This window comes from Sphingomonas sp. Leaf23 (assembly GCF_001421585.1).
In the GTDB taxonomy this organism is placed as follows: Bacteria; Pseudomonadota; Alphaproteobacteria; order Sphingomonadales; family Sphingomonadaceae; genus Sphingomonas.
The window spans coordinates 945,845-967,520 of the sequence record NZ_LMKR01000002.1 but is presented as its reverse complement, the minus strand read 5'-3'; the positions used below and the strand labels follow the sequence as shown (position 1 = coordinate 967,520).

22 protein-coding genes are annotated in these 21,676 nt (G+C 67.9%); 14 read left to right on the top strand and 8 right to left on the bottom strand.

The annotated features are described in order from the left end of the window. Positions 1 to 99: 99 nt before the first annotated feature. From ASE67_RS08210 to ASE67_RS08200, 3 genes are all read right to left on the bottom strand, one after another. A complete protein-coding gene (locus ASE67_RS08210) occupies positions 100 to 1,677 on the bottom strand; it encodes an aldehyde dehydrogenase (NADP(+)) (RefSeq protein WP_055758998.1) in 1,578 nt (525 codons plus the stop codon). 74 nt (positions 1,678 to 1,751) lie between these two features. Next, positions 1,752 to 2,846: an NAD(P)/FAD-dependent oxidoreductase gene (locus ASE67_RS08205; RefSeq protein WP_055758996.1), complete on the bottom strand. Its 1,095-nt coding sequence runs from the start codon at positions 2,844 to 2,846 to the stop codon at positions 1,752 to 1,754. Further along, entirely contained in the window at positions 2,843 to 3,802 is a 960-nt protein-coding gene (locus tag ASE67_RS08200) for an alpha/beta fold hydrolase (protein WP_055758993.1), read from the bottom strand. The genes ASE67_RS08205 and ASE67_RS08200 overlap by 4 nt, the downstream gene beginning before the upstream one ends. A 47-nt stretch (positions 3,803 to 3,849) precedes the next feature. On the opposite strand from ASE67_RS08200, the gene ASE67_RS08195 reads away from it, so the two are divergent. From ASE67_RS08195 to ASE67_RS08160, 8 genes are all read left to right on the top strand, one after another. Next, on the top strand, positions 3,850 to 4,323 hold the full coding sequence (locus ASE67_RS08195) for an A24 family peptidase (RefSeq protein WP_055758991.1): 474 nt from the start codon (positions 3,850 to 3,852) through the stop codon (positions 4,321 to 4,323). A 43-nt stretch (positions 4,324 to 4,366) separates the two neighbouring features. Continuing rightward, on the top strand, positions 4,367 to 5,407 hold the full coding sequence (cpaB, locus tag ASE67_RS08190) for a Flp pilus assembly protein CpaB (RefSeq protein ID WP_055758988.1): 1,041 nt from the start codon (positions 4,367 to 4,369) through the stop codon (positions 5,405 to 5,407). Then, the gene (locus ASE67_RS08185; RefSeq protein WP_055758985.1) at positions 5,407 to 7,062 is read left to right on the top strand and encodes a type II and III secretion system protein family protein; all 1,656 of its coding nucleotides are present in this window, start codon (positions 5,407 to 5,409) and stop codon (positions 7,060 to 7,062) included. The genes cpaB and ASE67_RS08185 overlap by 1 nt, the downstream gene beginning before the upstream one ends. Before the next feature lie 11 nt (positions 7,063 to 7,073). Continuing rightward, positions 7,074 to 7,733 carry a CpaD family pilus assembly protein gene (locus ASE67_RS08180; RefSeq protein WP_055758982.1) on the top strand — a complete coding sequence of 220 codons (660 nt, stop codon included), beginning with the start codon at positions 7,074 to 7,076 and terminating at the stop codon, positions 7,731 to 7,733. Further along, positions 7,733 to 9,022 carry an AAA family ATPase gene (locus ASE67_RS08175; protein ID WP_055758980.1) on the top strand — a complete coding sequence of 430 codons (1,290 nt, stop codon included), beginning with the start codon at positions 7,733 to 7,735 and terminating at the stop codon, positions 9,020 to 9,022. Before ASE67_RS08180 ends, ASE67_RS08175 begins: the two co-directional genes overlap by 1 nt. 17 nt (positions 9,023 to 9,039) lie before the next feature. After that, positions 9,040 to 10,017, top strand: coding sequence for a type II secretion system F family protein (locus ASE67_RS08170; protein ID WP_055758976.1), 978 nt, complete (start codon positions 9,040 to 9,042; stop codon positions 10,015 to 10,017). Between the two features lie 4 nt (positions 10,018 to 10,021). Further along, complete coding sequence (locus ASE67_RS08165; RefSeq protein ID WP_055758973.1) at positions 10,022 to 11,014, top strand: type II secretion system F family protein; 993 nt, start codon at positions 10,022 to 10,024, stop codon at positions 11,012 to 11,014. A gap of 87 nt (positions 11,015 to 11,101) precedes the next feature. Further along, positions 11,102 to 11,647 carry a hypothetical protein gene (locus ASE67_RS08160; protein WP_055758971.1) on the top strand — a complete coding sequence of 182 codons (546 nt, stop codon included), beginning with the start codon at positions 11,102 to 11,104 and terminating at the stop codon, positions 11,645 to 11,647. A gap of 43 nt (positions 11,648 to 11,690) precedes the next feature. Here ASE67_RS08160 and ASE67_RS08155 read toward each other — a convergent pair whose 3' ends face one another. Then, the gene (locus ASE67_RS08155; protein WP_055758969.1) at positions 11,691 to 12,107 is read right to left on the bottom strand and encodes a winged helix-turn-helix transcriptional regulator; all 417 of its coding nucleotides are present in this window, start codon (positions 12,105 to 12,107) and stop codon (positions 11,691 to 11,693) included. 50 nt (positions 12,108 to 12,157) lie between these two features. Here ASE67_RS08155 and ASE67_RS08150 point away from each other — a divergent pair, with 50 nt between their 5' ends. After that, entirely contained in the window at positions 12,158 to 12,766 is a 609-nt protein-coding gene (locus ASE67_RS08150; RefSeq protein WP_055758965.1) for an NAD(P)-dependent oxidoreductase, read from the top strand. Positions 12,767 to 12,810: 44 nt separating this feature from the next. On the opposite strand, the gene ASE67_RS08145 is transcribed toward ASE67_RS08150, so the two are convergent. The 4 genes from ASE67_RS08145 to ASE67_RS08130 form a co-directional block, all read right to left on the bottom strand. After that, positions 12,811 to 13,014 (bottom strand): hypothetical protein, encoded by a 204-nt coding sequence (locus ASE67_RS08145; protein ID WP_156348546.1) that lies wholly within the window; start codon positions 13,012 to 13,014, stop codon positions 12,811 to 12,813. After that, the gene (gene ppdK / locus ASE67_RS08140; protein ID WP_055758959.1) at positions 13,011 to 15,671 is read right to left on the bottom strand and encodes a pyruvate, phosphate dikinase; all 2,661 of its coding nucleotides are present in this window, start codon (positions 15,669 to 15,671) and stop codon (positions 13,011 to 13,013) included. Before ppdK ends, ASE67_RS08145 begins: the two co-directional genes overlap by 4 nt. A 108-nt stretch (positions 15,672 to 15,779) precedes the next feature. After that, positions 15,780 to 18,056: a glycine--tRNA ligase subunit beta gene (glyS, locus tag ASE67_RS08135; protein WP_055758956.1), complete on the bottom strand. Its 2,277-nt coding sequence runs from the start codon at positions 18,054 to 18,056 to the stop codon at positions 15,780 to 15,782. Continuing rightward, a complete protein-coding gene (locus ASE67_RS08130; protein ID WP_055759354.1) occupies positions 18,053 to 18,919 on the bottom strand; it encodes a glycine--tRNA ligase subunit alpha in 867 nt (288 codons plus the stop codon). The genes glyS and ASE67_RS08130 overlap by 4 nt, the downstream gene beginning before the upstream one ends. A gap of 214 nt (positions 18,920 to 19,133) precedes the next feature. Here ASE67_RS08130 and ASE67_RS08125 point away from each other — a divergent pair, with 214 nt between their 5' ends. The 5 genes from ASE67_RS08125 (at position 19,134) to ASE67_RS08105 (ending at position 21,622) form a co-directional block, all read left to right on the top strand. Next, complete coding sequence (locus ASE67_RS08125; RefSeq protein WP_156348545.1) at positions 19,134 to 19,316, top strand: hypothetical protein; 183 nt, start codon at positions 19,134 to 19,136, stop codon at positions 19,314 to 19,316. A gap of 7 nt (positions 19,317 to 19,323) precedes the next feature. Continuing rightward, on the top strand, positions 19,324 to 19,524 hold the full coding sequence (locus ASE67_RS08120) for a helix-turn-helix transcriptional regulator (protein ID WP_055758951.1): 201 nt from the start codon (positions 19,324 to 19,326) through the stop codon (positions 19,522 to 19,524). Further along, positions 19,511 to 19,954, top strand: a complete 444-nt coding sequence (locus ASE67_RS18375; protein ID WP_055758946.1) for a hypothetical protein — start codon at positions 19,511 to 19,513, stop codon at positions 19,952 to 19,954. The genes ASE67_RS08120 and ASE67_RS18375 overlap by 14 nt, the downstream gene beginning before the upstream one ends. After that, the gene (locus ASE67_RS08110) at positions 19,951 to 20,808 is read left to right on the top strand and encodes a TraB/GumN family protein (RefSeq protein ID WP_055758943.1); all 858 of its coding nucleotides are present in this window, start codon (positions 19,951 to 19,953) and stop codon (positions 20,806 to 20,808) included. Before ASE67_RS18375 ends, ASE67_RS08110 begins: the two co-directional genes overlap by 4 nt. A gap of 127 nt (positions 20,809 to 20,935) precedes the next feature. After that, entirely contained in the window at positions 20,936 to 21,622 is a 687-nt protein-coding gene (locus ASE67_RS08105) for a 50S ribosomal protein L25/general stress protein Ctc (RefSeq protein WP_055759351.1), read from the top strand. Positions 21,623 to 21,676 lie beyond the last annotated feature (54 nt).

Below are 21,676 nucleotides of genomic sequence, written 5' to 3'. Positions count from 1 at the left end.
ACCCGCCGCCTCCTTGTCTCCGTCATCCGCCGGTCGAATGCAGTGTCGGCCCGCTCCCTCGGGCCGGCACCGCATCCGCGCTAGCGGATCAAACGGCTATCAGCCGAGCGTCCACGCTCCGTCGATCCGCGCCAGCGCGCCCTGCTGGTTCCCTCCGCGCAGGGCTTCGGGGAGCAGCGCTTCCGGGAAGTCCTGATACGACACCGGCCGCAGGAAGCGGTCGATGGCGAGCGTGCCGACCGAGGTCGTGCGACCGTCCGACGTCGCCGGAAACGGCCCGCCATGGACCATCGCATGGCCCACTTCGACGCCGGTCGGCCAGCCGTTGCACAGGATGCGGCCGACGGTGCGTTCCAGCACCGGGATCAGCTTGCGCGCGTCGTCGTAATCGCCCTCGTCGATCTGCAGCGTCGCGGTCAGCTGGCCTTCGAGCTTGCTCAGCACCTCGACCAGTTCGTCGGCATCCGTGCACTTCACGACGACCGACGACATGCCGAACACTTCATGCGCATGCGCCGGGTCGGCGATGAAGTCCTTGCCCGACACGGCGAAGATCGCCGCGCGACCGCGCGTCGGGCCTTCGGGTTCGGCGCCTTCACCGACCAGCGTCACGGCGGGGCTGGACGCGAGCTTCGCGCGGCCTTCCTCGAACGCCTTGTGGATGCCGTCGGTCAGCATGACCTGCGCCGGGGTGCCGAGCAGCGCTTCACCGGCCGTGTCGAGGAACGCGTCGAGCTCTGGCCCGGCAATGCCGAGGACGAGGCCCGGATTGGTGCAGAACTGGCCCGCACCCATGCTGAGCGACCCGACATATTGCTTCGCCAGCGCCTCGCCGCGGTTCTTCAGCGCTTCGGGCATCAGCACGACCGGGTTGATCGACGACATTTCGGCATAGACCGGGATCGGCTGCGCACGGTCCTGTGCGACCTTCATCAGCGCGGTGCCGCCGGCACGCGATCCGGTAAAGCCCACCGCCTGGATACGCGGATCGGCGACCAGTGCGGTACCGATCGTCTGGCCCGCGCCCGACACCATCGAGAACACGCCGTCGGGCATGCCGGTCTTTTCCGCCGCCTTGATGATCGCCGAGGCGACCAGTTCGGCGGTGCCCGGATGCGCCTGGTGCGCCTTCACGATCACGGTGCAGCCCGCCGCCAGCGCCGACGCGGTGTCGCCACCGGCGGTCGAGAAGGCGAGCGGAAAGTTCGACGCGCCGAACACGACGACCGGGCCGACCGGCACGGTGCGCAGCCGCAGGTCGGGCTTGGGCACCGGCGCACGGGCCGGATCGGCATGGTCGATGCGCAGCTGCTGCCATGCGCCGTCGCGCACTTCCTTTGCGAACAGGCGCAGCTGGCCACAGGTGCGGCCGCGCTCGCCGGTCAGGCGCGCGGTCGGCAGGCCGGTTTCACGCGAGCCGCGCTCGATCAGCGCGTCGCCCAGCGCCTCGATCTCATCGGCGATCGCATCGAGGAACCCGGCGCGCTGTTCGAGCGGCAGCGCGGCATAGATCGGGAAGGCGGCGGCAGCGCGGGCGCACGCTTCCTCGGCGTCTTCCTTCGTGCCCTTCGAAAAACCTTCGCCGAACAGTGCGCCGGTCGCGGGGTCATAGGCCTGGAACTGGTCGTCGCGGGCGACGCGCTTCGAACCCAGGAACAGTTCGCCGGTGATCGTCATGTGCATCCTCTTTGCGCAAAAGTGTTGGCGCCCAGATAGGTACTGATAGCGCTAACGTAAATGGGTGTCGCGAATTACTCCGACAATCTATGCGGCGAATAGGCGGTCGCGTCGACCCCTTGCGGCACTTTCCCGACGCCCAGCAGCGCGGCGCAGAGTTGCGCGGCGGCGGGTGCGGTCTGGATGCCGAAGCCGCCCTGCCCCGCACACCAGAAGAACCCCGGCACGGCAGCGTCGAAGCCATAGACCGGCAGCCGGTCGGGGGCGAAGCTGCGCAGGCCGGCCCAGCGCCGCTCGACCGCCTCGACCCGCCAGTCGACCGCCGCCTCGAACCGGTCGATGGCCAGCGCGACGTCGATCTCCTCGGGCGCGACGTCGTGCGGCCGGTCGGGCGTTTCGTCATGCGGGGTCAGCCAGAGGCGACCGCCGGGTTCGGGCTTGAAATAGAATCCGCCCGCCGCATCCATCACCAGCGGCAGGTCGGCCGGTGCCGGCGGATCGACCCGGACCTGCACCACCGTCCGCCGATAGGGGCGGATGCCCTGCGGCGCGGCGCCGAGCAGCACGGCAACGTCATCGGCCCACGCCCCGGCAGCGTTGACGACCACATCGGCAGCGATGATGTCACCCGCCGCGGTCTTCAACATCCAGCGCCCGTCGGTACGCTGCGCACCGGTCACCCGCGCATCGCAGCGCAGTTCGACCCCGCCGCGCCGCGCCTTTGCCAGATAGGCGGCGTGGAGCGCGCCGACATCGATATCGGCGCAGCCCGGCGACCACAGCGCGTGCCATTGCCCCCGCAGCCCGTCGATCACGCCATGTGGGTCGCGCCAGGCGATCGGCACGCCGGTCGCGGCGAACTCCGCCGCCATCGCCGCCAGCACGGAAGGGTCGCGCGCCAGCAGCAGTTCGCCGCGCGTGCGCAGGAATCCGCGGGGCGCGAATTCCGGGGGCGGCGCGTGGAGGAACGGGCCCGATGCGGTGGTCAGCGGTTGGACCAGCGGCCCGCCATAGGTTTCCGACCAGAACGCCGCCGACCGCCCGGTTGCATGGAAGCCCGGCTGCGACTCGGCTTCGATCAGGATCACCTCGTCGGTAGCGGCCAGTTCGGCGGCAAGGCTCGCCCCGCCCATCCCCGCGCCGATAATCGCCGCCCGCCTGCGCGTCATGCGTGCGCCCGGTGCGGCGCGGGCGCGCGGGCGTCGAGGAACGCGTCGATCGCCGCGATCGCGCGCGATCGGATCGGGTCGATCTCTCGCAGGATCTCATGCGCCGATTCCGGCCCGAAGCGCAGCAGCTCGACATCGGGCAGGCGTCCGGCGACCTCGACCGCGGCGCGTGGATCGACCAGTGCATCGGCATCGGCGACCAGCATCTGGATCGGTACGCGCACGTGCCCAAGTGCCGGGTCGGTGCGCAGTTCGCGGGTCGAACGAAACGCGTCGATCACCCAGCGCCAGCTGGGCGGCCCGGTGCGCAGCGCCGCATCGGTCCCCTGCCACCACAATTCGTCCGAATAGCGTGCCGGATCGTGCGTCAGCAGCGCCTCGCGCGGGCGGACAGTGTGCGGGCGTTCGTTCCCCTTCCACGCCGGGCGCAGCGGGCTGCCCATCGCGGCCAGCACCCGCGCCATCCGTTCGCCGAAGCGCGGCCCGATCGGCGAACGCAGCCCCAGCATCGGCGCGACCAGCACGCACGCCGCCGGATCGACCCGTCGTTCGACCACGCCGCGCAGCGCCAGATGCCCGCCCATCGAATGGCCGATCAGCACGCGCGGCCCCTCGGCCGTCCACTGGTTCCAGAAGGCGGCCAGGTCGTCCAGATAGGTTTCGAACCGGTCGATATCGCCGCAATCGCCCGCCGGGGTGCAGCGCCCCGACCCGCCCTGCCCGCGCCAGTCGAACGCGGTGATGCTCCACCCGCGCACATGCCAATGCGCGAAGGCTTCCAGATATTTCTCGAACATGTCGCCGCGCCCGGTCTGGAACAACAGGCTGCCGCGCGGGCGAACATTGGCAGGCGCCGCCCAATCGAACCGGCGGTGCGACCAGCCGTCGGGCACCTGCCACCGGGTGATGGTGGCGGCGGCGGGAATCGCACGGCGGTATAGGGCGTGGGCGGCCATGGGTCCGGTTACGGTTTCGAAACCCCTTACGTCTAGGGCTTAACGACATGGGGGGTATCGTCGTTCCTTGGCTGGCGCTCGCGCTGCTGCTGTTGCTGGTCATCGCCGGTATCGAGGATGCACGAACCCGCGAAATCGCAAATTGGAAAAATGCGGCGATCGCGCTGCTGGCGCTGCCGTGGTGGTGGGCCAATGGCCTTAGCGGCATCGACATCGCGTGGCAGGTCGGCGTGGCCGGAATCGTCTTTGCCCTGTTCCTCGCCGCCTTTGCCGCCGGGCAGATGGGCGGCGGCGACGTGAAGATGATCGCCGCGCTCGCGCTGTGGCTGCCGCCGGGGGCGGTGCTGTCGATGCTGGTCGTGATGTCGCTGCTGGGCGGGGTGCTGACGCTGTTGTTCCTCGCCGATCGCTGGCGGCGGCGCGCGGCACAGGTGGCGGAGATTCCGTACGGCATCGCCATCGCCATCGCCGGGATGCTCGCCATCGCGAACCCGTTCTTAACCCATTTCGGTGATGCTTAACGGCGAATCAACCGGCCAGACGAATTGAAAGGCCACCGACGTCATGGATTCTCGCAAACTGTTCCTGCTGCTTGGGGCGCTGATGGTCGCGGGGCTGACCGCGTTCATGGCCCGCAGCCTGATGGCCGGCGCCTCCGCACCGATGGCGACCGCCGCCCCCACCGCCGCGCCGATCGACGGCCCGCGCGTGCTGGTGGCGACCAAGGCGCTGCCGGTCGGGACGATCATCGACGCGACCGCACTGCGGTTCCAGCCATGGCCCAAGGAACTGGTCGAGAACGCCTATTTCCTCGAATCCATGCCCGAATCGCGCAACATGGTCGGCACCGTGGTTCGCTTCGCGATCCCCGCCGGACAGCCGATCACGCAGGGCGCGCTGGTGAAGCCGGGCGACCGGGGCTTCCTTGCCGCGGCCCTCGGGCCGGGGATGCGCGCGGTGACCGTGCCGGTATCGGCGCAGAGCGCCGTCGCGGGCTTCGTGTTCCCCGGCGACCGGGTGGACCTGGTCCTGACGCAGAACGTTCCGGGCGGCGGCGACGGTGCCCCGCTGAAGGCGGCGGAGACGTTCCTGCGCAACCTGCGCGTGCTGGCGACCGACCAGCGCACCGACAAGAATACCGACGACCAGGGCAAGACGCTGGTATCAACCTATTCGACCGTCACCGTCGAGGCGACGCCACGCATCGCCGAAAAGATCGCGGTCGCGCAGACGGTCGGCACGCTGTCGCTGTCGCTGCGCTCGATCGCCGACAATGGATCGGAACTGGAAGAAGCGATTGCCAGCGGCGACGTACAGCTGCCCGCGAATGGCGATCCCAAGGCGGAAAAGGCGGCGCTGGCCCGCGTGTCCAGCCGCCCGATCGACGGCGGGTCGACCTTTTCCACCGGGGCCGACGTGTCGCGGTTCCAGCGCAGCTCGGTGCCGGGCAAGGCCGGCATGATGGCCGATGGCGGTGCCGCCCCCGCTTCGCCCCCGACGATGACACCCGGCGGGCCGACGACGCCCGCCGCACCGGCCGGGCCGGTCGTGCGGATCACCCGCGGCAATGACGTGACCGCCGTGCCGGTCGGAGGAACCAAATAATGCCTGGCATAAACCTGCTCCACCGGTCGCTGGCCGCGACCCTGTCGGTCGCGCTGGTTGCCGGATCGGCACTGCCCGCCGCCGCGATCGCCGCCCCCGGTACCGCCGCCGTCCGCGCGGCACGGGTCGGCACGCCGACCGGCACGATGCGACCGACGACCGACGTGATGCTGTCGATCGGCCAGGGCGAACTGGTCACGCTGCCCTCCAGCGTCGTCGACGTCTGGGTATCGAATCCGACCGTTGCCGACGTCTATGTCGGCAATCCGCGCCAGATCCACCTGTTCGGCAAGGCCGATGGCGAAGCGACCATTTTCGCCACCAATGCCAGCGGTGCCGTCGTCTATTCGGCGAACGTCCGGGTGGGACAGAACCTGACCTCGCTCGACCGGATGCTGAAGGCGGCGATGCCGGAAGCCGATATCCGTGTGACCACGGTCGGGCAGATCGCGGTCATCAACGGCACGATCGCCTCCCCCGCCGACAGCGCGCAGGCCGAACGGCTGGTCACCGCGCTGCTCAATCCGGGCGTCGCGATCGGCGACCCCAATGTCGCGCTGAAGGTCGGCATCGTGAACCGGCTGAAGCTCGCCACCCCGCTGCAGGTCAATCTGCAGGTCCGCATTGCCGAGGTCAGCCGCAACTTCGTCAAGAATATCGGCGTGAACATGACGTCGCGCGATCCGTCGGGCGGCATCCTGTTCGGCATCGCGCAGGGGCGGCAGGGTACGATCACCACCATCCCCGGATCGGCGACCGATACCAATTTCCTGACGACCGGCGGACGTCCCGGCGGCACGCTGTTCGGTTTCCCGACCAAGGGCACCAACGGCACGACGCTGAACCTTGCGGGCAAGCTGCTCGGCCTCGAACTGCTGGGCGCGCTGGATCTTGGCGAACGGATCGGACAGGTGACCACGCTCGCCAATCCGAACCTGACCGCCCTGTCGGGCGAAACCGGGTCGTTCCTGGCGGGCGGCGAAATCCCGATCCCCGTCAGCCAGGGGTTCGGCGCGGTGTCGGTGCAGTACAAGCAGTACGGCGTCAGCCTCGCCTATACCCCGACCGTGCTGGCCGATGGCCGTATCTCCCTGCGGGTACGCCCCGAAGTGTCGCAGCTGTCGGCGGCGGGCGCGGTGCAGATCGATGGCACCACCATCCCCGCGCTCACCACCCGCCGCGCCGAAACGACGGTCGAACTGGGGTCGGGGCAGAGCATGATGATCGGCGGCCTGCTGTCGAACAGCCACGACAATTCGATCGACAAGGCACCGGGCCTGGGCGACTTGCCGGTGCTGGGCTCGCTGTTCCGGTCGAACGCGTTTACCCGCAACGAAACCGAACTGGTCATCGTCATCACCCCGTATCTGGTGAAGCCGGTCGACAGCCAGTCGCGCATCGCGCTGCCGACCGACGCCTATTCCAGCCCCGGCGACGTCGAGCGCGTGCTGATGGGTCAGTTGTCCGGCCAGCGCAAACCCGATCCCCGGCCGGTGCCGACGATGGCCCCGCAGCTGCCGGCACGGCCGACGATCGGCCTGACCGCACCGGCCCCGGTCGAACCGCAGGCCACAGCGCCCGCCCCCGCCGCGCCGCCGCCGCGCAAGGGCGGTCGCGCCGCCCAGCCCGTCGCCCCCGGTTTCAGCATTCAGTGAGGCACGCCCCGATGACCCTTTTCCGTATCCTCGCGCTCGGCACGACGATCGCGGTCGCCGGCTGCACCGGCACGCCCAATCGCGGCGTCGAATCGGTCCATCAACCGGTCGTCAGCCGCTCCGCCTATTCGTTCGACGTGGCGACCGGTTCCGCCGGGCTGGCACCGGGCGAGCGCGCCCGGCTGGCCGGCTGGCTGGAGGCGATGCACCTGCGCTACGGCGACGAGATCGGCGTGGACGATGCCGGCAGTGGCGACGACGCGGTGCGCGGCGACATCGCCGCCGAAGCGGCGCGCGTCGGCTTGCTGCTCGCGGATGCCGTGCCGCCGACGCCGGGCGCGCTGGCCCCCGGCACCGTCCGCGTCGTCGTGTCGCGGATGGTCGCGAGCGTACCGGGATGCCCCGACAATTCGCGCACCTACCAGCCCAATTTCGGGGCGCACACCTCGTCCGATTTCGGCTGCGCGATCAATTCCAACCTGGCGGCGATGGTCGCGCGGCCCGGCGACATGGTGCTGGGTCGCGGCAATGCCGACACGACCGACACGATGGTCAACAGCAAGGCAGTCGGCGCGCTGCGCCGCGCCGCGCCCAGCGGCAATGGCGGGCAGGTCACGAACTCGGCCGGCAGCGCCGGCGGCGGCGGTTCGAGCGGGGGGAGCAGCAAGTAATGAACGCCCCCTTCACCCTGGCCAAATCGACCCAGCGCGATGCGTTCATCGCGTTCGTCTGCGACGAGAATTCGGCGGAAACGCTGCGCGGCGTCGCCACCGATCATGGCTGGCCGGTCGAAAAGATCATGAAGGGCGGGCTGCGCAACGCGGTGCAGACGCTCTCCGTGTCGGCCAGCCCGCATGTCCTGTTCGTCGACCTGTCGGAATCGGGCGATCCGCTGAACGATATCAACGGCCTTGCCGAAGTGTGCGAGCCGGGAACGATCGTGATCGCGATGGGTCAGGTCAACGATGTGCGCCTGTACCGCGACCTGCTGTCCAGCGGCATCCACGACTATCTGCTGAAACCGCTCAACCCCGACATGGTGCGTGAGTCGATCGCGCAGGCCCATGCGCTGCTCCACGCGCCCAAGGCGGCGGAGGCGAGTGCCGAGCGGCCGCATTGCGCGGTCGCGATCATCGGAACGCGCGGCGGTGCGGGCGCATCGACCATCGCCACCTCGCTGGCGTGGCTCAGCGGCGAACAGGAAAAGCGCAGCACCGCGCTGCTCGACCTCGATGTCCATTTCGGCACGGGCGCGCTCGGCCTCGACCTCGAACCCGGTCGCGGGCTGACCGATGCGATCGAAAATCCAAGCCGCATCGACGGGCTGTTCATCGAACGCGCGATGGTGCGCGCCGGCGAACGGCTGTCGGTCCTGTCGGCCGAGGCGCCGATCAACGCGCCGATCCAGACCGACGGCACCGCCTTCTACCAGTTGCAGGAGGAGATGCGCGCCGCGTTCGAATGCACCATCGTCGACCTGCCGCGCAGCATGCTGGTGAATTACCCGCATCTGGTGGAGGAAGTGCAGACGGCGGTGATCGTCACCGAACTGACCCTCGCCTCCGCCCGCGACACGATCCGGTTGTTGTCGTGGTTCCGCTCCAACGCCTCGCACGTCACGGTCGTGCTGGTCGGCAACAAGGTGCAGCCGGCGGCGAACCAGGAAATCACCCGCAAGGATTTCGAAGGCTCGATCGAACGCAAGCTCGATTTCCTGATCCCGTGGGACGGCAAATTGGCGGCACAGGCGGCCAAGCTTGGCAAGCCGCTGGCGGAAGCGGGCAAGGGCAATCGCGCGCTCAGCCCCCTGCTCGACCTGTCGCGGCATCTGTGCCGGCTGAACGATGCCGGCGACGATGATGACGCAAAGGCCGCGGGCAAGGGCAAGGGCGGGACCTCGCTGGTCGGCAAGCTCGCCGGGTTGCGCTCGCGCCTGCCCGCGCTGGCCAAGAAGAAATAGGCGCGGGCGGCTCGGCGATGGACATGCTCCCCCTCCTGCTGCTGGCGGTCGGCGCGGCGATGACGCTGGTGCTGCTGGTCCTTGCCCTGTCGGGGCCGTCGGGCGACCGCGCGCGCAGCCGCCGCCTGCTGGCGGTACGCGAACGCCATGCCGCCGCCGCCAGCGCGACGGCGATGGAGGCGCAGATGCGCCGCATCGGCAACCGCGGCACGACCAAGGGGGATCGCGCCGCCGCCCGGCTGCTGCCCAATGTCGAACAGCTGAAGCTGCGCCTGCAAAAGACCGGACGCAGCTGGACCCTCGCGCAATATGGCAAGTTATCGCTCGGTATCATCGTCGGCGTCTTTGCCCTGTTGATGCTGCGCGGCTTTCCGATGATCCTCGCGCTGCTGCTGGCGTTGGTTGCGGGCATGGGGCTGCCGCATTTCGCGGTCGGCTGGGTCATCAAGAAACGGATCGCCCGCTTCACCGCCAAATTCCCCGATGCGATCGAACTGCTGGTGCGGGGCCTTCGCTCCGGCCTGCCGATCACCGAGACGATGACCGTCGTCGGGCAGGAAGTCGACGGCCCGGTGGGCGAGGAATTCCGCCTGGTCAGCGACCGGATGAAGATCGGCCGCTCGCTCGACGCCGCGTTGCAGGAGACCGGCGACCGGCTGGGCACGCCCGAATTCCAGTTCTTCATCATCACCATCGCCATCCAGCGCGAAACCGGCGGCAACCTTGCCGAAACGCTCGCCAACCTGGCCGATGTGCTGCGCAAGCGGTCGCAGATGAAGCTGAAGATCAAGGCGATGTCGTCCGAATCCAAGGCATCGGCCTATATCGTGGGATCGCTGCCCTTCATCGTGTTCGGCATGATCTGGGTCATCAACGACACCTATATGCAGAATTTCTTTGTCGATCCGCGGCTGATGATCGCCGGGCTCGGCGGGGCGCTGTGGATGGCGATCGGCGCGTTCATCATGGCCAAGATGGTCAATTTCGAGATCTGATGCGATGGTAAGCGCCCCCAATCCCACGCTGCTCGGCTTCGATATGGTCAATGTCGCGACGGCGCTGTCGGCCATCGCCGTCCTGTCGATCATGCTGGCGATCTATGTCGCGACAACAACGCGCGACCCGATGACCCGCCGGGTCAAGGCGCTGAACGATCGCCGCGAACAGCTGAAGGCCGGCATCACCGCGTCGACCAGCAAGCGGCGCGCCAAGCTGGTGCAGAAGAACGACGCGACCGACCGCATCCGCGAGCTGCTGTCGTCGATGAAGGTCCTGCAGGATTCGCAGCTGAAGGCGGCACAACTCAAACTGATGCAGGCGGGTATCCGGTCGAAGGACTGGGCGGTCGCGGTCATCTTCGGACGGCTAGTCCTGCCGATCGTGTTCGGCCTGCCGATGCTCTATATCGTCTATGGCACCGACACCTTTGCCGACTGGTCGCCACTGAAGGCCTATGGTCTGGTCGCCGGCACGTTCATCCTGAGCTACAAGGCGCCCGACCTTTACCTCAAGAACAAGATCACCAAGCGGACCGACGCGATCCGCAAGGGGTTGCCCGATGCGCTCGACCTGCTGGTGATCTGCGCCGAAGCCGGCCTGACCGTCGACGCCGCCTTTGGCCGGGTCGCACGCGAACTGGGCCGGGCCTATCCCGAACTGGGCGAGGAATTCTCGCTGACCGCGATCGAGCTGGGCTTCCTGACCGAACGGCGCCAGGCGTTCGAGAATCTGGCGATGCGCATCAACCTCGACGCGGTGAAGGGCGTGGTGACGACCATGATCCAGACCGAGAAATACGGCACGCCGCTCGCCTCGGCACTGCGCGTGCTCTCGGCCGAATTCCGCAACGAACGCATGATGCGGGCCGAGGAGAAGGCCGCGCGCCTGCCCGCGATCATGACCGTGCCGCTGATCCTGTTCATCCTGCCGACGCTGTTCGTCGTCATCCTGGGCCCGGCGGCCTGCAGCATCAGCGACGCGTTCGCAAAATAGGGCGTCGCCCCTCGGCCGGGGTGTGCGGGGAACGCGGCCTGCCCCCGTCCGTTATTGCCCCGTAATCACTTTCAAGGGGCCTGCACGATGCTGTTCCAGACGCCGACCCAGTTTGCGGTCCTCGCTCTCGTCCTGTTGGCCGGTTGGCTCTTCGGCCTCGCCTCTTCCTCTGGCGGCAAGAAGTGGAAGCAGCGCCATCGCGACGAGGAAGCCGCGCACAAGGCATATCGCGCCGAAGTCGCCGCCGACCTGAAGACCCGCGAAGAACATCTGCGCGAAGTCGAGGCAGAACGCGACCGGCTGGCCAAGGAACGTAGCACCGCGGCGGCGACCACCGCAGCAGCTGCGGCGACCGGTGCCGCGGCCACCAGCAGCAGCGGCGGTGGCTTCTTCGGTTGGGGTGGCGACAACCTGTCGCGCATCCGTGGCATCGACGCCGATCTCGAACGCGCTCTTAGCCAGCGCGGGATCAAGACCTACCGCGCGATCGAGGGGCTGAGCGAAGCGGACGAACGCGCGCTGGAGGATGACCTCCGCCTGCGTCCGGGCACGATCGACGCGGAACACTGGCGCGAACAGGCCGCGATGCTGCGCGCCGGTCACGACGACGATCACCGCAGCCGTTGGGGGTAAAGCAGTCGGGACGGGTTGGGCACCGCCGCCTGACCCGTCCCTCCTATTCGACGCGTTGGGCGTCGAACCGCGATTGCGCCGCTGCGACCGCCGGGTACCGCCGTTCCGCCCAACGGATCATCATCGTCAGCGCCTCGATCAGTTCCGTCCCCAGCGGGGTAATGCTGTAGCGTACTTCGACCGGCATGGTCGGCACGACCGCCCGTTCGACCAGCCCGTCGCGTTCCAGCGCGCGCAGCGTCTGGCTCAGCATCTTCTGCGATACGCCCGCGATCCGACGGCGCAGCGCGTTGAAGCGCATTGGCCCTTCGCCCAGCAGCAACAGCGTCAGCACGCTCCATTTGTCGCCGATCCGGTCGAGCAACTGCCGTGTCGGACAATCGGCGGCATAAACGTCGCCGGGGCGAGAGGCGGTATCCTGGGTGAAACCGGGTATCGCGAAAGTGCCGTCTTGCGTCATGGGTATCGCCATAGCACCTGGTATCCATTGGAAACCAGTGGAGATATCCCATGATCGTTGCGGTACTCGGCGCCAGTGGCAATGCGGGTTCGGAAATCACCCGCGAACTCGCGCGGCGGGGACATCACGTCCGCGCCATCGCCCGCCATCCCGAAAAAATTCCGTCCGGCGGCGGCATCACCCGGCTCGCGGGCGATGCGCAAGATCCCGAGGCATTGGCGCAGCTGATCGGCGGGGTCGATGCAGTCGTCAGCGCGCTGCATTTCGATGTCACCGCCGATACCCTCCTCGCTGCGTTGCGCACGGCAGGCGTCGAACGGCTGCTGGTGACCGGCGGCGCGGCCAGCCTGGAGGTGGCACCGGGACTGCGGCTGATCGATTCGCCCGAATTTCCCGCCGAATGGCGGGCGTTCGCGATGGGTGGGATCGCGTTCCTCGACGCGTTGCGCGGGGTCGACGATATCGACTGGACGTTCTTTTCGCCCGCCGCCCTGATCGAACCAGGCCCGCGCACCGGGCAGTACCGGATCGGCACCGATACGCTGGTCACCGACGATGCCGGGGTCAGCCGGATCAGCTTTGCCGACTATGCCATCGCGATGGTCGACGAGCTGGAGGCGCATCGCTACCCCCGCGCCCGCTTCACCGCCGCCTATTGACGCGGCGCCGCCCGCAGCGATGCGGGCGGCCCTTCGTCATCGGTTCAGAACGTGACCCATTCGGTCCCGCCGGGGAATACCACGTCCTCGACCTTGTCGCCGATCTTGGTCGCCGCCAGCAGCAGCGCGACGATCACGAGCAGGTCGAACGCGATCACCGCGCCCCACACGAAGGCCGGGTGGAACGGTCCCACCCGGTCATAGCCGTCGCGGGTCACGCGCGGGCGGTCGCTGAACACTGCCTTCATTTCGCGAGCGCCGCCTGTGCCGCCGCCAGCCGGGCGATCGGCACGCGGTACGGGCTGGCCGAGACGTAATCGAGCCCGACCTTTTCACAAAAGGCGATCGACGCCGGATCGCCGCCATGTTCGCCGCAGATGCCGAGCTTGATATCCGGGCGCGTCTTACGCCCGCGCTCGGCGGCCAGTTCGATCAGTTCGCCCACGCCCTCGACATCGATCGAGACGAACGGGTCGCGCGCGTAAATGCCCTTTTCGACATAGGCACCCAGGAACCGGCTGGCATCGTCGCGGCTGACGCCCAGCGTCGTCTGGGTCAGATCGTTGGTTCCGAACGAGAAGAACTGCCCAGCTTCGGCGATTTCCCCTGCCTTCAGCGCGGCGCGCGGCAGTTCGATCATCGTGCCGACCAGATATTCGATCCGCCGGCCCTTGTCGGCGAACACCGCCTCGGCCGCCTTGTCGACGACCGTCTTCATCAGCTCCAGCTCGCGCTTGGTGCCGACCAGCGGGATCATCACTTCGGGAATCGGCGCCTCACCCGACTTTTCCGCAACGATCACCGCCGCTTCGAAGATCGCGCGTGCCTGCATCTCGTAGATTTCGGGGTAGGTCACGCCGAGGCGACACCCACGATGGCCCAGCATCGGGTTGAACTCGTGCAGCTCGGCCGCGCGGCGCTTGAGCTGGTCGACGGCGATGCCGGCGGCCTGCGCGACTTCGGCGAACTCGGCTTCCTGATGCGGCAGGAATTCGTGCAGCGGCGGGTCGAGCAGGCGGATGGTGCAGGGCAGCCCGACCATCACCTCGAAAATCTCGACGAAATCGCTGCGCTGTTCGGGCAGCAACCGCTCCAGCGCGGCGCGACGGCCCGCTTCGTCTTCGGCCAGGATCATCTGGCGCACGGCGGTGATCCGCGACTGTTCGAAGAACATATGCTCGGTCCGGCACAGGCCAATGCCCTCCGCGCCGAAATCGCGCGCGGTGCGGCAATCGAGCGGGGTTTCGGCGTTGGTGCGTATCTTCAGGCGACGGACGCCATCGGCCCATTCCATCAGCGTGCCGAAATCGCCGGCCAGTTCGGGCTGCACCGTCGCGACGGCACCGGCCATCACCTCACCGGCCGCGCCGTCGATGGTGACGATATCGCCCTCGCGGATTTCGCGGCCGGCGACCTTCATCACGCCCGCCTTCGCATCGATCGAGATCGACCCCGCACCCGACACGCACGGCCGGCCCATGCCGCGCGCCACGACCGCCGCGTGGCTGGTCATCCCGCCGCGTGCGGTCAGGATGCCGCGCGCCGCGTGCATGCCGTGGATATCCTCGGGCGAGGTTTCGGTGCGAATCAGGATCACCGCGTCGCCCGCGTTCGAGCGACGCTCGGCGGTGTCGCTGTCGAACACCGCGATGCCGCTGGCGGCCCCCGGCGAGGCCGGCAGCCCCTTGGTCAGCACGTCGCGTTTGGCCTCAGGGTCCAGCGTCGGATGGAGCAGCTGGTCGAGCGCCTGCGGGTCGACGCGCAGGATCGCTTCCTCGCGGCTGATGAGGCCCTCTTCGGCCATGTCGACCGCGATCTTCAGCGCAGCCTTGGCGGTGCGCTTGCCCGAGCGGGTCTGCAGCATCCACAACTTGCCCTGCTGCACCGTGAATTCGATGTCCTGCATGTCGCGGTAATGCCGCTCCAGCCGGTCGAACACGGCGGCCAGTTCGCCATAGGCGTCGGGCATCGCCTCTTCCATCGACAGCGGCTTGGCATTCGCCGCCGCCCGCGCGGCGGTCGTCAGATATTGTGGCGTGCGGATGCCCGCCACCACGTCCTCGCCCTGCGCATTGATCAGGAATTCGCCATAATAGGCGTTCTGCCCGGTCGACGGATCGCGGGTGAAGGCGACGCCGGTGGCCGACGTGTCGCCCATATTGCCGAACACCATCGCCTGCACGTTGACCGCCGTGCCCCAGTCGCCCGGAATGTCGTTCAACCGGCGATAGACCTTCGCCCGGTCGGCCTGCCACGACCCGAACACCGCGCCGATCGCGCCCCACAGCTGGTCATGCACGTCCTGCGGGAACGGCTTGCCCCACAGCTCGACCACGATGTCCTTGTACTGCGCGACCAGTGCGCGCCAGTCGTCGGCGGTCAAGTCGGTGTCGAGATAATAGCCGCGATCTTCCTTCGCGATCTCCAGCGCTTCCTCGAACCGGCCATGGTCGAGTTCGAGCACGACGTCCGAATACATCTGGATGAAGCGGCGATAGCTGTCCCACGCAAAGCGGGCGTCGTCCGACACGCTCGCCAGCCCCTCGACCGTCTGGTCGTTGAGGCCGAGGTTCAGCACCGTGTCCATCATGCCGGGCATCGACACCCGCGCGCCCGAGCGCACCGACACCAGTAGCGGATCGGCATGGTCGCCGAAGCGCTTGCCGGTGATCCCCTCGATATGGGCGATGCCGGTGGCGACTTCCTCGCGCACACTGTCGGGAAAGGTCTGCCCTTCCTCGTAATAGCGGGTGCACATCGTCGTCGCGATGGTGAAGCCCGGCGGTACCGGCAGCCCGATCGACGCCATTTCGGCAAGGTTCGCGCCCTTGCCGCCCAGCAGGGTCTTGTCGCCCGACCCCCCGTCCGAAACCCCGCCGCCGAACCGATAGACATACTGCGTCATGCTCGTTCCCCTTCCATCCGGGGCCGCAGGGCCGCGGGGTTTGGTAGTGCCAGCGGGCGACGAATCACCCCCCGTTCCAACCCCCGTTAAACGGGTTAAACCGATAGGTCAGCCCTCGATTTTCGAAAAATCGGCAACCCGGTGCACCGCGTCGCGGACCCGTGCCACCAAGGCGAGCCGCGCGGCGCGCTTGTGCGGGTCGGCATCGTTGACCGTCACGTCGGTGAAGAAGGCATCGATCGGCGCGCGCAGGGTGGCGAGTGCGGCCATCGCCCCGGCGAAATCCTCCGCCTCGACCGCCTTTTCCGCCTGCGGTTCGGCCGCATCGAGCGCGGCGATCAGCGCGGCTTCGGCCGGCTCGCGGTCATAGTCGCGCGCCTCACGATTGGTCCGCGCCAGTTCGGCGACGACCGGTGCGAAGTCCGGGTCCTCGACCATGGCGAGGGGGTCTTCCTCGCCGGTTTCCGCGATATGCTTGCTGGTGACCGGCGCTTCCTTCTTCAGGATGTTGGCGGCGCGCTTGTAGCCGGCGAGCAGGTTCGTGCCGTCCTCGGTCGTGACGAAGGCTTGGAGGGCATGGACGCGGGCGAGCAGGCGGACGAGATCGTCCTCACCGCCGAGCGCGAACACGGCGTCGATCAGGTCGTGGCGGACGCCGGCCTCGCGTTGTTGCACCTTCAGCCGGTCGGCGAAAAAATCGAGGAGGTGCGGGATGAAATCGCGCGATGCGTCTTCCTCAAATTTGTCGAATTCGTCGATGAAGCTGTACGATATAACTCTATCAAAAGCGGCCGCTAGGTTGAGACGGAGGTGGTTCTCCTGAACCAACCTTGCCGATGCAATCACGGCGCGACGCAGCGCAAACGGATCGCGCGAACCGGTCGGAACCTGCTTCGCCCAAAAAAACATAGCCAGCGTGTCCAGCTTGTCCGCCAGCGCCACCGCCACCGTCACCGGCGCAGTCGGAACGTCATCCCCCTGCCCGACCGGCTTGTAGTGGTCGCGCACCGCCTCGGCGACTTGCTGCGGCTCACCCTGTGCAGCGGCATAATAGCCGCCCATCAGACCCTGCAATTCGGGGAACTCGCCGACCATGCCGGTGACCAGATCGGCCTTCGCCAGCCGTGCGGCGCGCTCGGCCATGTCGGCGAGCTGCTCCCTCTCCCCTTCAGGGGAGAGGGCCGGGGAGAGGGGGCTGTCGGCAGGAACCGAGGTAGCAGTGGACACCCCCTCTCCCAACCCTCTCCCCTGAAGGGGAGAGGGCTTTACGACGCCACTTTCGACCAGCCACCGCGCGAGCTTCGCGACCCGATCCACCTTGTCGGCGACGGTGCCCAGCTTCTCGTGAAACACGATCTTGTCGAGCTTCGGCAGCTGGTCTTCCAGCCGCGTCTTCAGATCGGTTTCGTAGAAGAACTTCGCATCCGACAGCCGCGCCGCCAGCACCTTGGCGTTACCCGCGACGATCCGTTCGCCGCCGTCCGCCGCGTCGATATTCGCCGTGCAGACGAAGGCGTTCGCCAACTGCCCCGCGCCGTCGCGGCACACGAAGTACTTCTGGTTCACCCGCGCGGTCAGCTGGATCACCTCCGGCGGAACGCTAAGGAACGCTTCGTCGAAACGGCCGAGCAGCGGCACCGGCCATTCGGTCAGCCCGGCATTTTCCGCCAGCAGCCCCTCATCCTCGACCAGCGTCAGCCCGGCCCCCTGCGCCGCCATCTTGGCGCCGACGGCGATGATCGCCGCGCGCTCGTTCTGGTCGACGATGACATGGGCGTCGCGCAGCGTTTCGACATAGGTCTCCGCCGACGTGATCGTGACCGGGCCGTCGTGGTGGAAGCGATGCCCCATCGTCTCCGCCCCGCTGGTCACGCCCGCGACCTCGCACGGCACGACCGCGCCACCGAACAGCGCGACGATGCCCTGCAACGGCCGCACCCAACGCGGGCTTTCCGGGCTGAGCGACGCCGTGCCCCAGCGCATCGACTTGGGCCACGGGAAGGCGCGCACGATCGCGGGGATCGCGGTGGCGAGAACCGTCGCCGTCTCGCGCCCCGGCACCTCGGTCACCGCGAACAGCACGCCGTCACGCTCGGTCAGCGCCTCCCGCGTCAGCCCGGTCTTGCGCAGGAACCCCTCCAGCGCCTGTGGCGGGGCGGAGGCGCGCGGCCCCTTCACTTCCTCGCGCACCGGCTCGGTGGCTTGCGGAAGGTCATGCGCGATCAGCGTCAGGCGGCGCGGTGTCGCATAGGTGGTGATCCGTGGCGCCGCGATCCCCGCCCTGGCCAGTTCGCCGACGAACAGCCTGGCCAGATCCTCACGCGCCTTGGCCTGCATCCGTGCAGGGATTTCCTCGCTGCGCAGTTCGAGCAGAAAATCGGTCATGCCACCCACCCCGGATATTTTGCCTGCCATGCGGGCGTCTGCGTCTCGATGAACTTCGCGCACGATGCCTTCGCCAGATCGCGCACGCGACCGATATAGGCCTGCCGCTCGGCGACGGAGATCACGCCGCGCGCATTCAGCAGGTTGAAGACATGGCTCGCCTCGATCGCCTGTTCATAGGCGGCGATCGGTACGTCGGCCGCCAGCGCATTCTCGCACTCGGCCGCCGCCTTCTTGAACAGGTCGAACAGGCCGTCGGTGTCGGCGACCTCGAAATTCCATTTCGACATCTGTTTCTCGTTTTCGAGGAACACGTCGCCGTACGTCACGCCGGCGTCGTTGAACGCCAGGTCGTACACGCTGTCCTTGTCCTGGATATACATGGCCAGGCGTTCGAGGCCGTAGGTCAGCTCGCCCGCGACCGGCTTGCAGTCGAAGCCGCCCATCTGCTGGAAATAGGTGAACTGGGTGACTTCCATCCCGTCGCACCACACTTCCCAGCCAAGCCCCCATGCGCCTAGCGTCGGCGATTCCCAGTCGTCCTCGACGAAGCGGATATCGTGCTGGGTAAAGTCGATCCCGATCGCGGCCAGCGACCCCAGATACAACTCCTGCAGATTGGGCGGCGAAGGCTTCAGAATCACCTGATACTGGTAATAATGCTGCAGCCGGTTCGGGTTCTCGCCATAGCGCCCGTCGGTCGGCCGGCGCGACGGCTGGACGAACGCCGCATTCCACGGCTCCGGCCCCAGCGCGCGCAGCGTCGTCGCCGGGTGGAACGTGCCCGCCCCCATGCGCATGTCATAGGGCTGCAGGATGACGCAGCCCTTGTCGCTCCAATAATCGTGGAGCGTCAGGATCATTTTCTGGAAGCTGAGCGGGGCGGACATGGTTTCGCCTTTGAATACGGGAATGCCCCGCGCCTAGCCGGATCGCCGCGGGCCGGTCAAGCGAACCGCGTGTCAGGGGAACACGACTTCGTGTCAGGTAGTATTGACACAATCAGCGAATCGGGAGATAGATAGTCAGGTAAACACGACACAATGTCGCCTGTCATTGACATGGAAGGTCAACGCGATGCCCCGCCCCGACACCAACCGCCAGACGCTGCTCGTGATCGCGCTGTGCGCTGCCGTCGCGGCGATGGCGGCCGGCCGGTCCGACCGGGCGGCGGCGCCCGACGTGCAGGCCGCCACGACCAGCGGCGTCGCCTTTGCAGCACGGCTGGGCGATGCGGCGGTATCGTTGTCCTGGCGGTGAGCGGCCTGTGAAGAACCGGCTGAAGATCCTGCGCGCGGAACGCGACTGGAGCCAGGCGGAACTGGCCGGGCGGCTCGACGTGTCGAGGCAGGCGGTAAACGCGATCGAGACGGGCAAGCACGACCCGTCGCTCCCGCTCGCCTTCCGCATGAGCCGGTTGTTCGACCTGCCGATCGAAGCGATTTTCGAGGATGATGTCGATGGTTGAGGACTGGGGCACCGCCCGCGAACGACAGCGCAAGCGGCGGCGGTGGAAATGGGTGGCGATCGCGATCGTCGCGGTGGCGGTGGCACCGATCCTCGCCACTTTCATCATGGGCGTGATCGAAGGCTATACCTCGGTGGCGACGCCGGATCGTGCGATCCGCACGCGTGCCCATGCCAGCTACATCGCTACCGCCATCGCCATGCTGGCCGCGGTGACGATCAACTATCGCATCTGGCGCGCCGCCGACGAAGTGGAGCGCCGGCAGATGACCGATGCGCTGGCGCTGGGCGGGATCGTCGCACTGGTGACGCTGCCGGTCCTGTCGCTGGCGGCGGTTCCGCTCGGCTTCGACAATCCGGGGATGATCGGCTGGGGGCTGGCCATCGCCGCGCTGGTTACCCTGCGCATCGTCCAGCGCCTGCGCGGATGATCGGTCGGGTCATCGCCACGCTGATCGGCTGGCTGTCGCTGGCCAGCCCGATCGCGGCACCGGCGGCGCTCGCCCCGGCGCTGTGGGTCGCGCGGGATGGCGATGCGACGGTGTGGCTGTTCGGCACGGTGCATCAGCTTCGGCCGGGCACGCCGTGGCTGAGCGGCGCGGTGGCCGACGCCTTTTCCGACAGCGACACGCTGGTCCTCGAAATCGTGGAGCCCACGCCGGACGAGATGGCCGCGGCGGTGGTGCAGGTCACGCCGCCCCGCCCCGCGCCCTTGCCATCCGAGCTGGACCGCCGGCTGCGCAAGCGGGCGGCCGAGCTGGGCTTTCCCCGCAACGCCTTCGACGCGACCGCCCCGTGGTTCGCCGCGACGGTCCTCGCCGCTCAGCCGCTTGCGCAAGCCGGCTATACCAGCACCCCCGCGCCCGAAACGCTGTTGACGACGCTTGCCGGGCGGACGGGCAAGCCGGTCACCGCGTTCGAGACGCTGGGCCAGCAACTCGGCTTCTTTGCCGCCCTGCCGCAAGACGCCCAGCGTACGATGCTGGACCGCACCCTTGCCGATCGTGATCCGGTACCGGCGATGGACCACGTCGTCGCCACCTGGGGCCGGGGCGACATGGCGACGCTCGACCGGTTGCTGGGTGAGGACATGGACGAAGCCGGGCCGGCGGTACGCACGGCCCTGCTCGACAAGCGCAACGCCGCCTGGGCGGAGCGGATCGCCGAGTGGATGCGTCAGCCGGGTGAGCGATTCGTCGCGGTCGGTGCCGGACACCTGATCGGGCCGGGCAGCGTGCAGGAACGGTTGCGCGCGCGGGGGGTGGCGGTAACGCGGGTGCGCTAGCCCCCCCCCCCCCAAACCTTGCCTTTCGCTACGAACTACCCTATGCGCCCGCGCTTGTTCGTGCCGGGGTCATCCCTGGAGGCCCGGCCGCGCAAGACTGATACACCAAGCATTCAAGGAAGACATGATGAGCGACACGCTGAATCTGTCGGCCGAGACGCGCGATCGGGCAGGCAAGGGAGCCTCCCGTGCCCTGCGTCGCGATGGCCGCGTCCCCGCCGTGATCTATGGCAACAAGCAGGACCCGGAGGGCATTCACCTGAACGCCCGCGAACTCATGAAGGCGCTGATGACCGGCCACTTCATGAATTCGGTCATCATGGTCGACGTCGGCGGCAAGAAGGTCCGCACGCTGGCCAAGGACGTGGCGTTCGACGTCGTAACCGACCAGCCGATCCATGTCGACTTCCTGCGCATCGCCAAGAACGCGACCGTGACCGTCGCCGTGCCGGTGTCGTTCGTCAACGAAGACGACGCCCCCGGCATCAAGCGGGACGGCGGCGTGCTGAACGTCGTGGCGCATGAGATCGAACTGACCGTCGAAGCGTCGAACATCCCGACCGAGATCGTCGTCGACCTGACCGGCCGCGAAGTCGGTGACTCGATCCACCTGTCGGACGTCAAGCTGCCGAACGGCGCCGAAACGGCCGCCGATGCGGAAACCGTCACCGTCGCGACGATCACCCAGCCGACCGTGCTGACCGCGGAAGACGAAGCGCTCGACGCCGAAGTCGCCGAGGCGCAGGCTGCCGAGGCGGAAGCCGAAGCCGCCGCCGAGGAAGAAGCCGAAGGCGAGGACAAGGCCGAGGGCTGATCCGCCCCGCCTTGTGCTGCCTGAGGGGGAGCGGGATGGCGATGCCGTCCCGCT

Excerpts from the sequence above, each read along its gene's own strand:
- ASE67_RS08210 (WP_055758998.1), bottom strand. The coding sequence starts at position 1,677 with ATGACGATCACCGGCGAACTGTTCCTGGGTTCGAAGCGCGTCGCCCGC.
- ASE67_RS08205 (WP_055758996.1), bottom strand. The coding sequence starts at position 2,846 with ATGACGCGCAGGCGGGCGGCGATTATCGGCGCGGGGATGGGCGGGGCG.
- ASE67_RS08200 (WP_055758993.1), bottom strand. The coding sequence starts at position 3,802 with ATGGCCGCCCACGCCCTATACCGCCGTGCGATTCCCGCCGCCGCCACC.
- ASE67_RS08195 (WP_055758991.1), top strand. The coding sequence starts at position 3,850 with ATGGGGGGTATCGTCGTTCCTTGGCTGGCGCTCGCGCTGCTGCTGTTG.
- cpaB (WP_055758988.1), top strand. The coding sequence starts at position 4,367 with ATGGATTCTCGCAAACTGTTCCTGCTGCTTGGGGCGCTGATGGTCGCG.
- ASE67_RS08185 (WP_055758985.1), top strand. The coding sequence starts at position 5,407 with ATGCCTGGCATAAACCTGCTCCACCGGTCGCTGGCCGCGACCCTGTCG.
- ASE67_RS08180 (WP_055758982.1), top strand. The coding sequence starts at position 7,074 with ATGACCCTTTTCCGTATCCTCGCGCTCGGCACGACGATCGCGGTCGCC.
- ASE67_RS08175 (WP_055758980.1), top strand. The coding sequence starts at position 7,733 with ATGAACGCCCCCTTCACCCTGGCCAAATCGACCCAGCGCGATGCGTTC.
- ASE67_RS08170 (WP_055758976.1), top strand. The coding sequence starts at position 9,040 with ATGGACATGCTCCCCCTCCTGCTGCTGGCGGTCGGCGCGGCGATGACG.
- ASE67_RS08165 (WP_055758973.1), top strand. The coding sequence starts at position 10,022 with ATGGTAAGCGCCCCCAATCCCACGCTGCTCGGCTTCGATATGGTCAAT.
- ASE67_RS08160 (WP_055758971.1), top strand. The coding sequence starts at position 11,102 with ATGCTGTTCCAGACGCCGACCCAGTTTGCGGTCCTCGCTCTCGTCCTG.
- ASE67_RS08155 (WP_055758969.1), bottom strand. The coding sequence starts at position 12,107 with ATGACGCAAGACGGCACTTTCGCGATACCCGGTTTCACCCAGGATACC.
- ASE67_RS08150 (WP_055758965.1), top strand. The coding sequence starts at position 12,158 with ATGATCGTTGCGGTACTCGGCGCCAGTGGCAATGCGGGTTCGGAAATC.
- ASE67_RS08145 (WP_156348546.1), bottom strand. The coding sequence starts at position 13,014 with ATGAAGGCAGTGTTCAGCGACCGCCCGCGCGTGACCCGCGACGGCTAT.
- ppdK (WP_055758959.1), bottom strand. The coding sequence starts at position 15,671 with ATGACGCAGTATGTCTATCGGTTCGGCGGCGGGGTTTCGGACGGGGGG.
- glyS (WP_055758956.1), bottom strand. The coding sequence starts at position 18,056 with ATGACCGATTTTCTGCTCGAACTGCGCAGCGAGGAAATCCCTGCACGG.
- ASE67_RS08130 (WP_055759354.1), bottom strand. The coding sequence starts at position 18,919 with ATGATCCTGACGCTCCACGATTATTGGAGCGACAAGGGCTGCGTCATC.
- ASE67_RS08125 (WP_156348545.1), top strand. The coding sequence starts at position 19,134 with ATGCCCCGCCCCGACACCAACCGCCAGACGCTGCTCGTGATCGCGCTG.
- ASE67_RS18375 (WP_055758946.1), top strand. The coding sequence starts at position 19,511 with ATGTCGATGGTTGAGGACTGGGGCACCGCCCGCGAACGACAGCGCAAG.
- ASE67_RS08110 (WP_055758943.1), top strand. The coding sequence starts at position 19,951 with ATGATCGGTCGGGTCATCGCCACGCTGATCGGCTGGCTGTCGCTGGCC.
- ASE67_RS08105 (WP_055759351.1), top strand. The coding sequence starts at position 20,936 with ATGAGCGACACGCTGAATCTGTCGGCCGAGACGCGCGATCGGGCAGGC.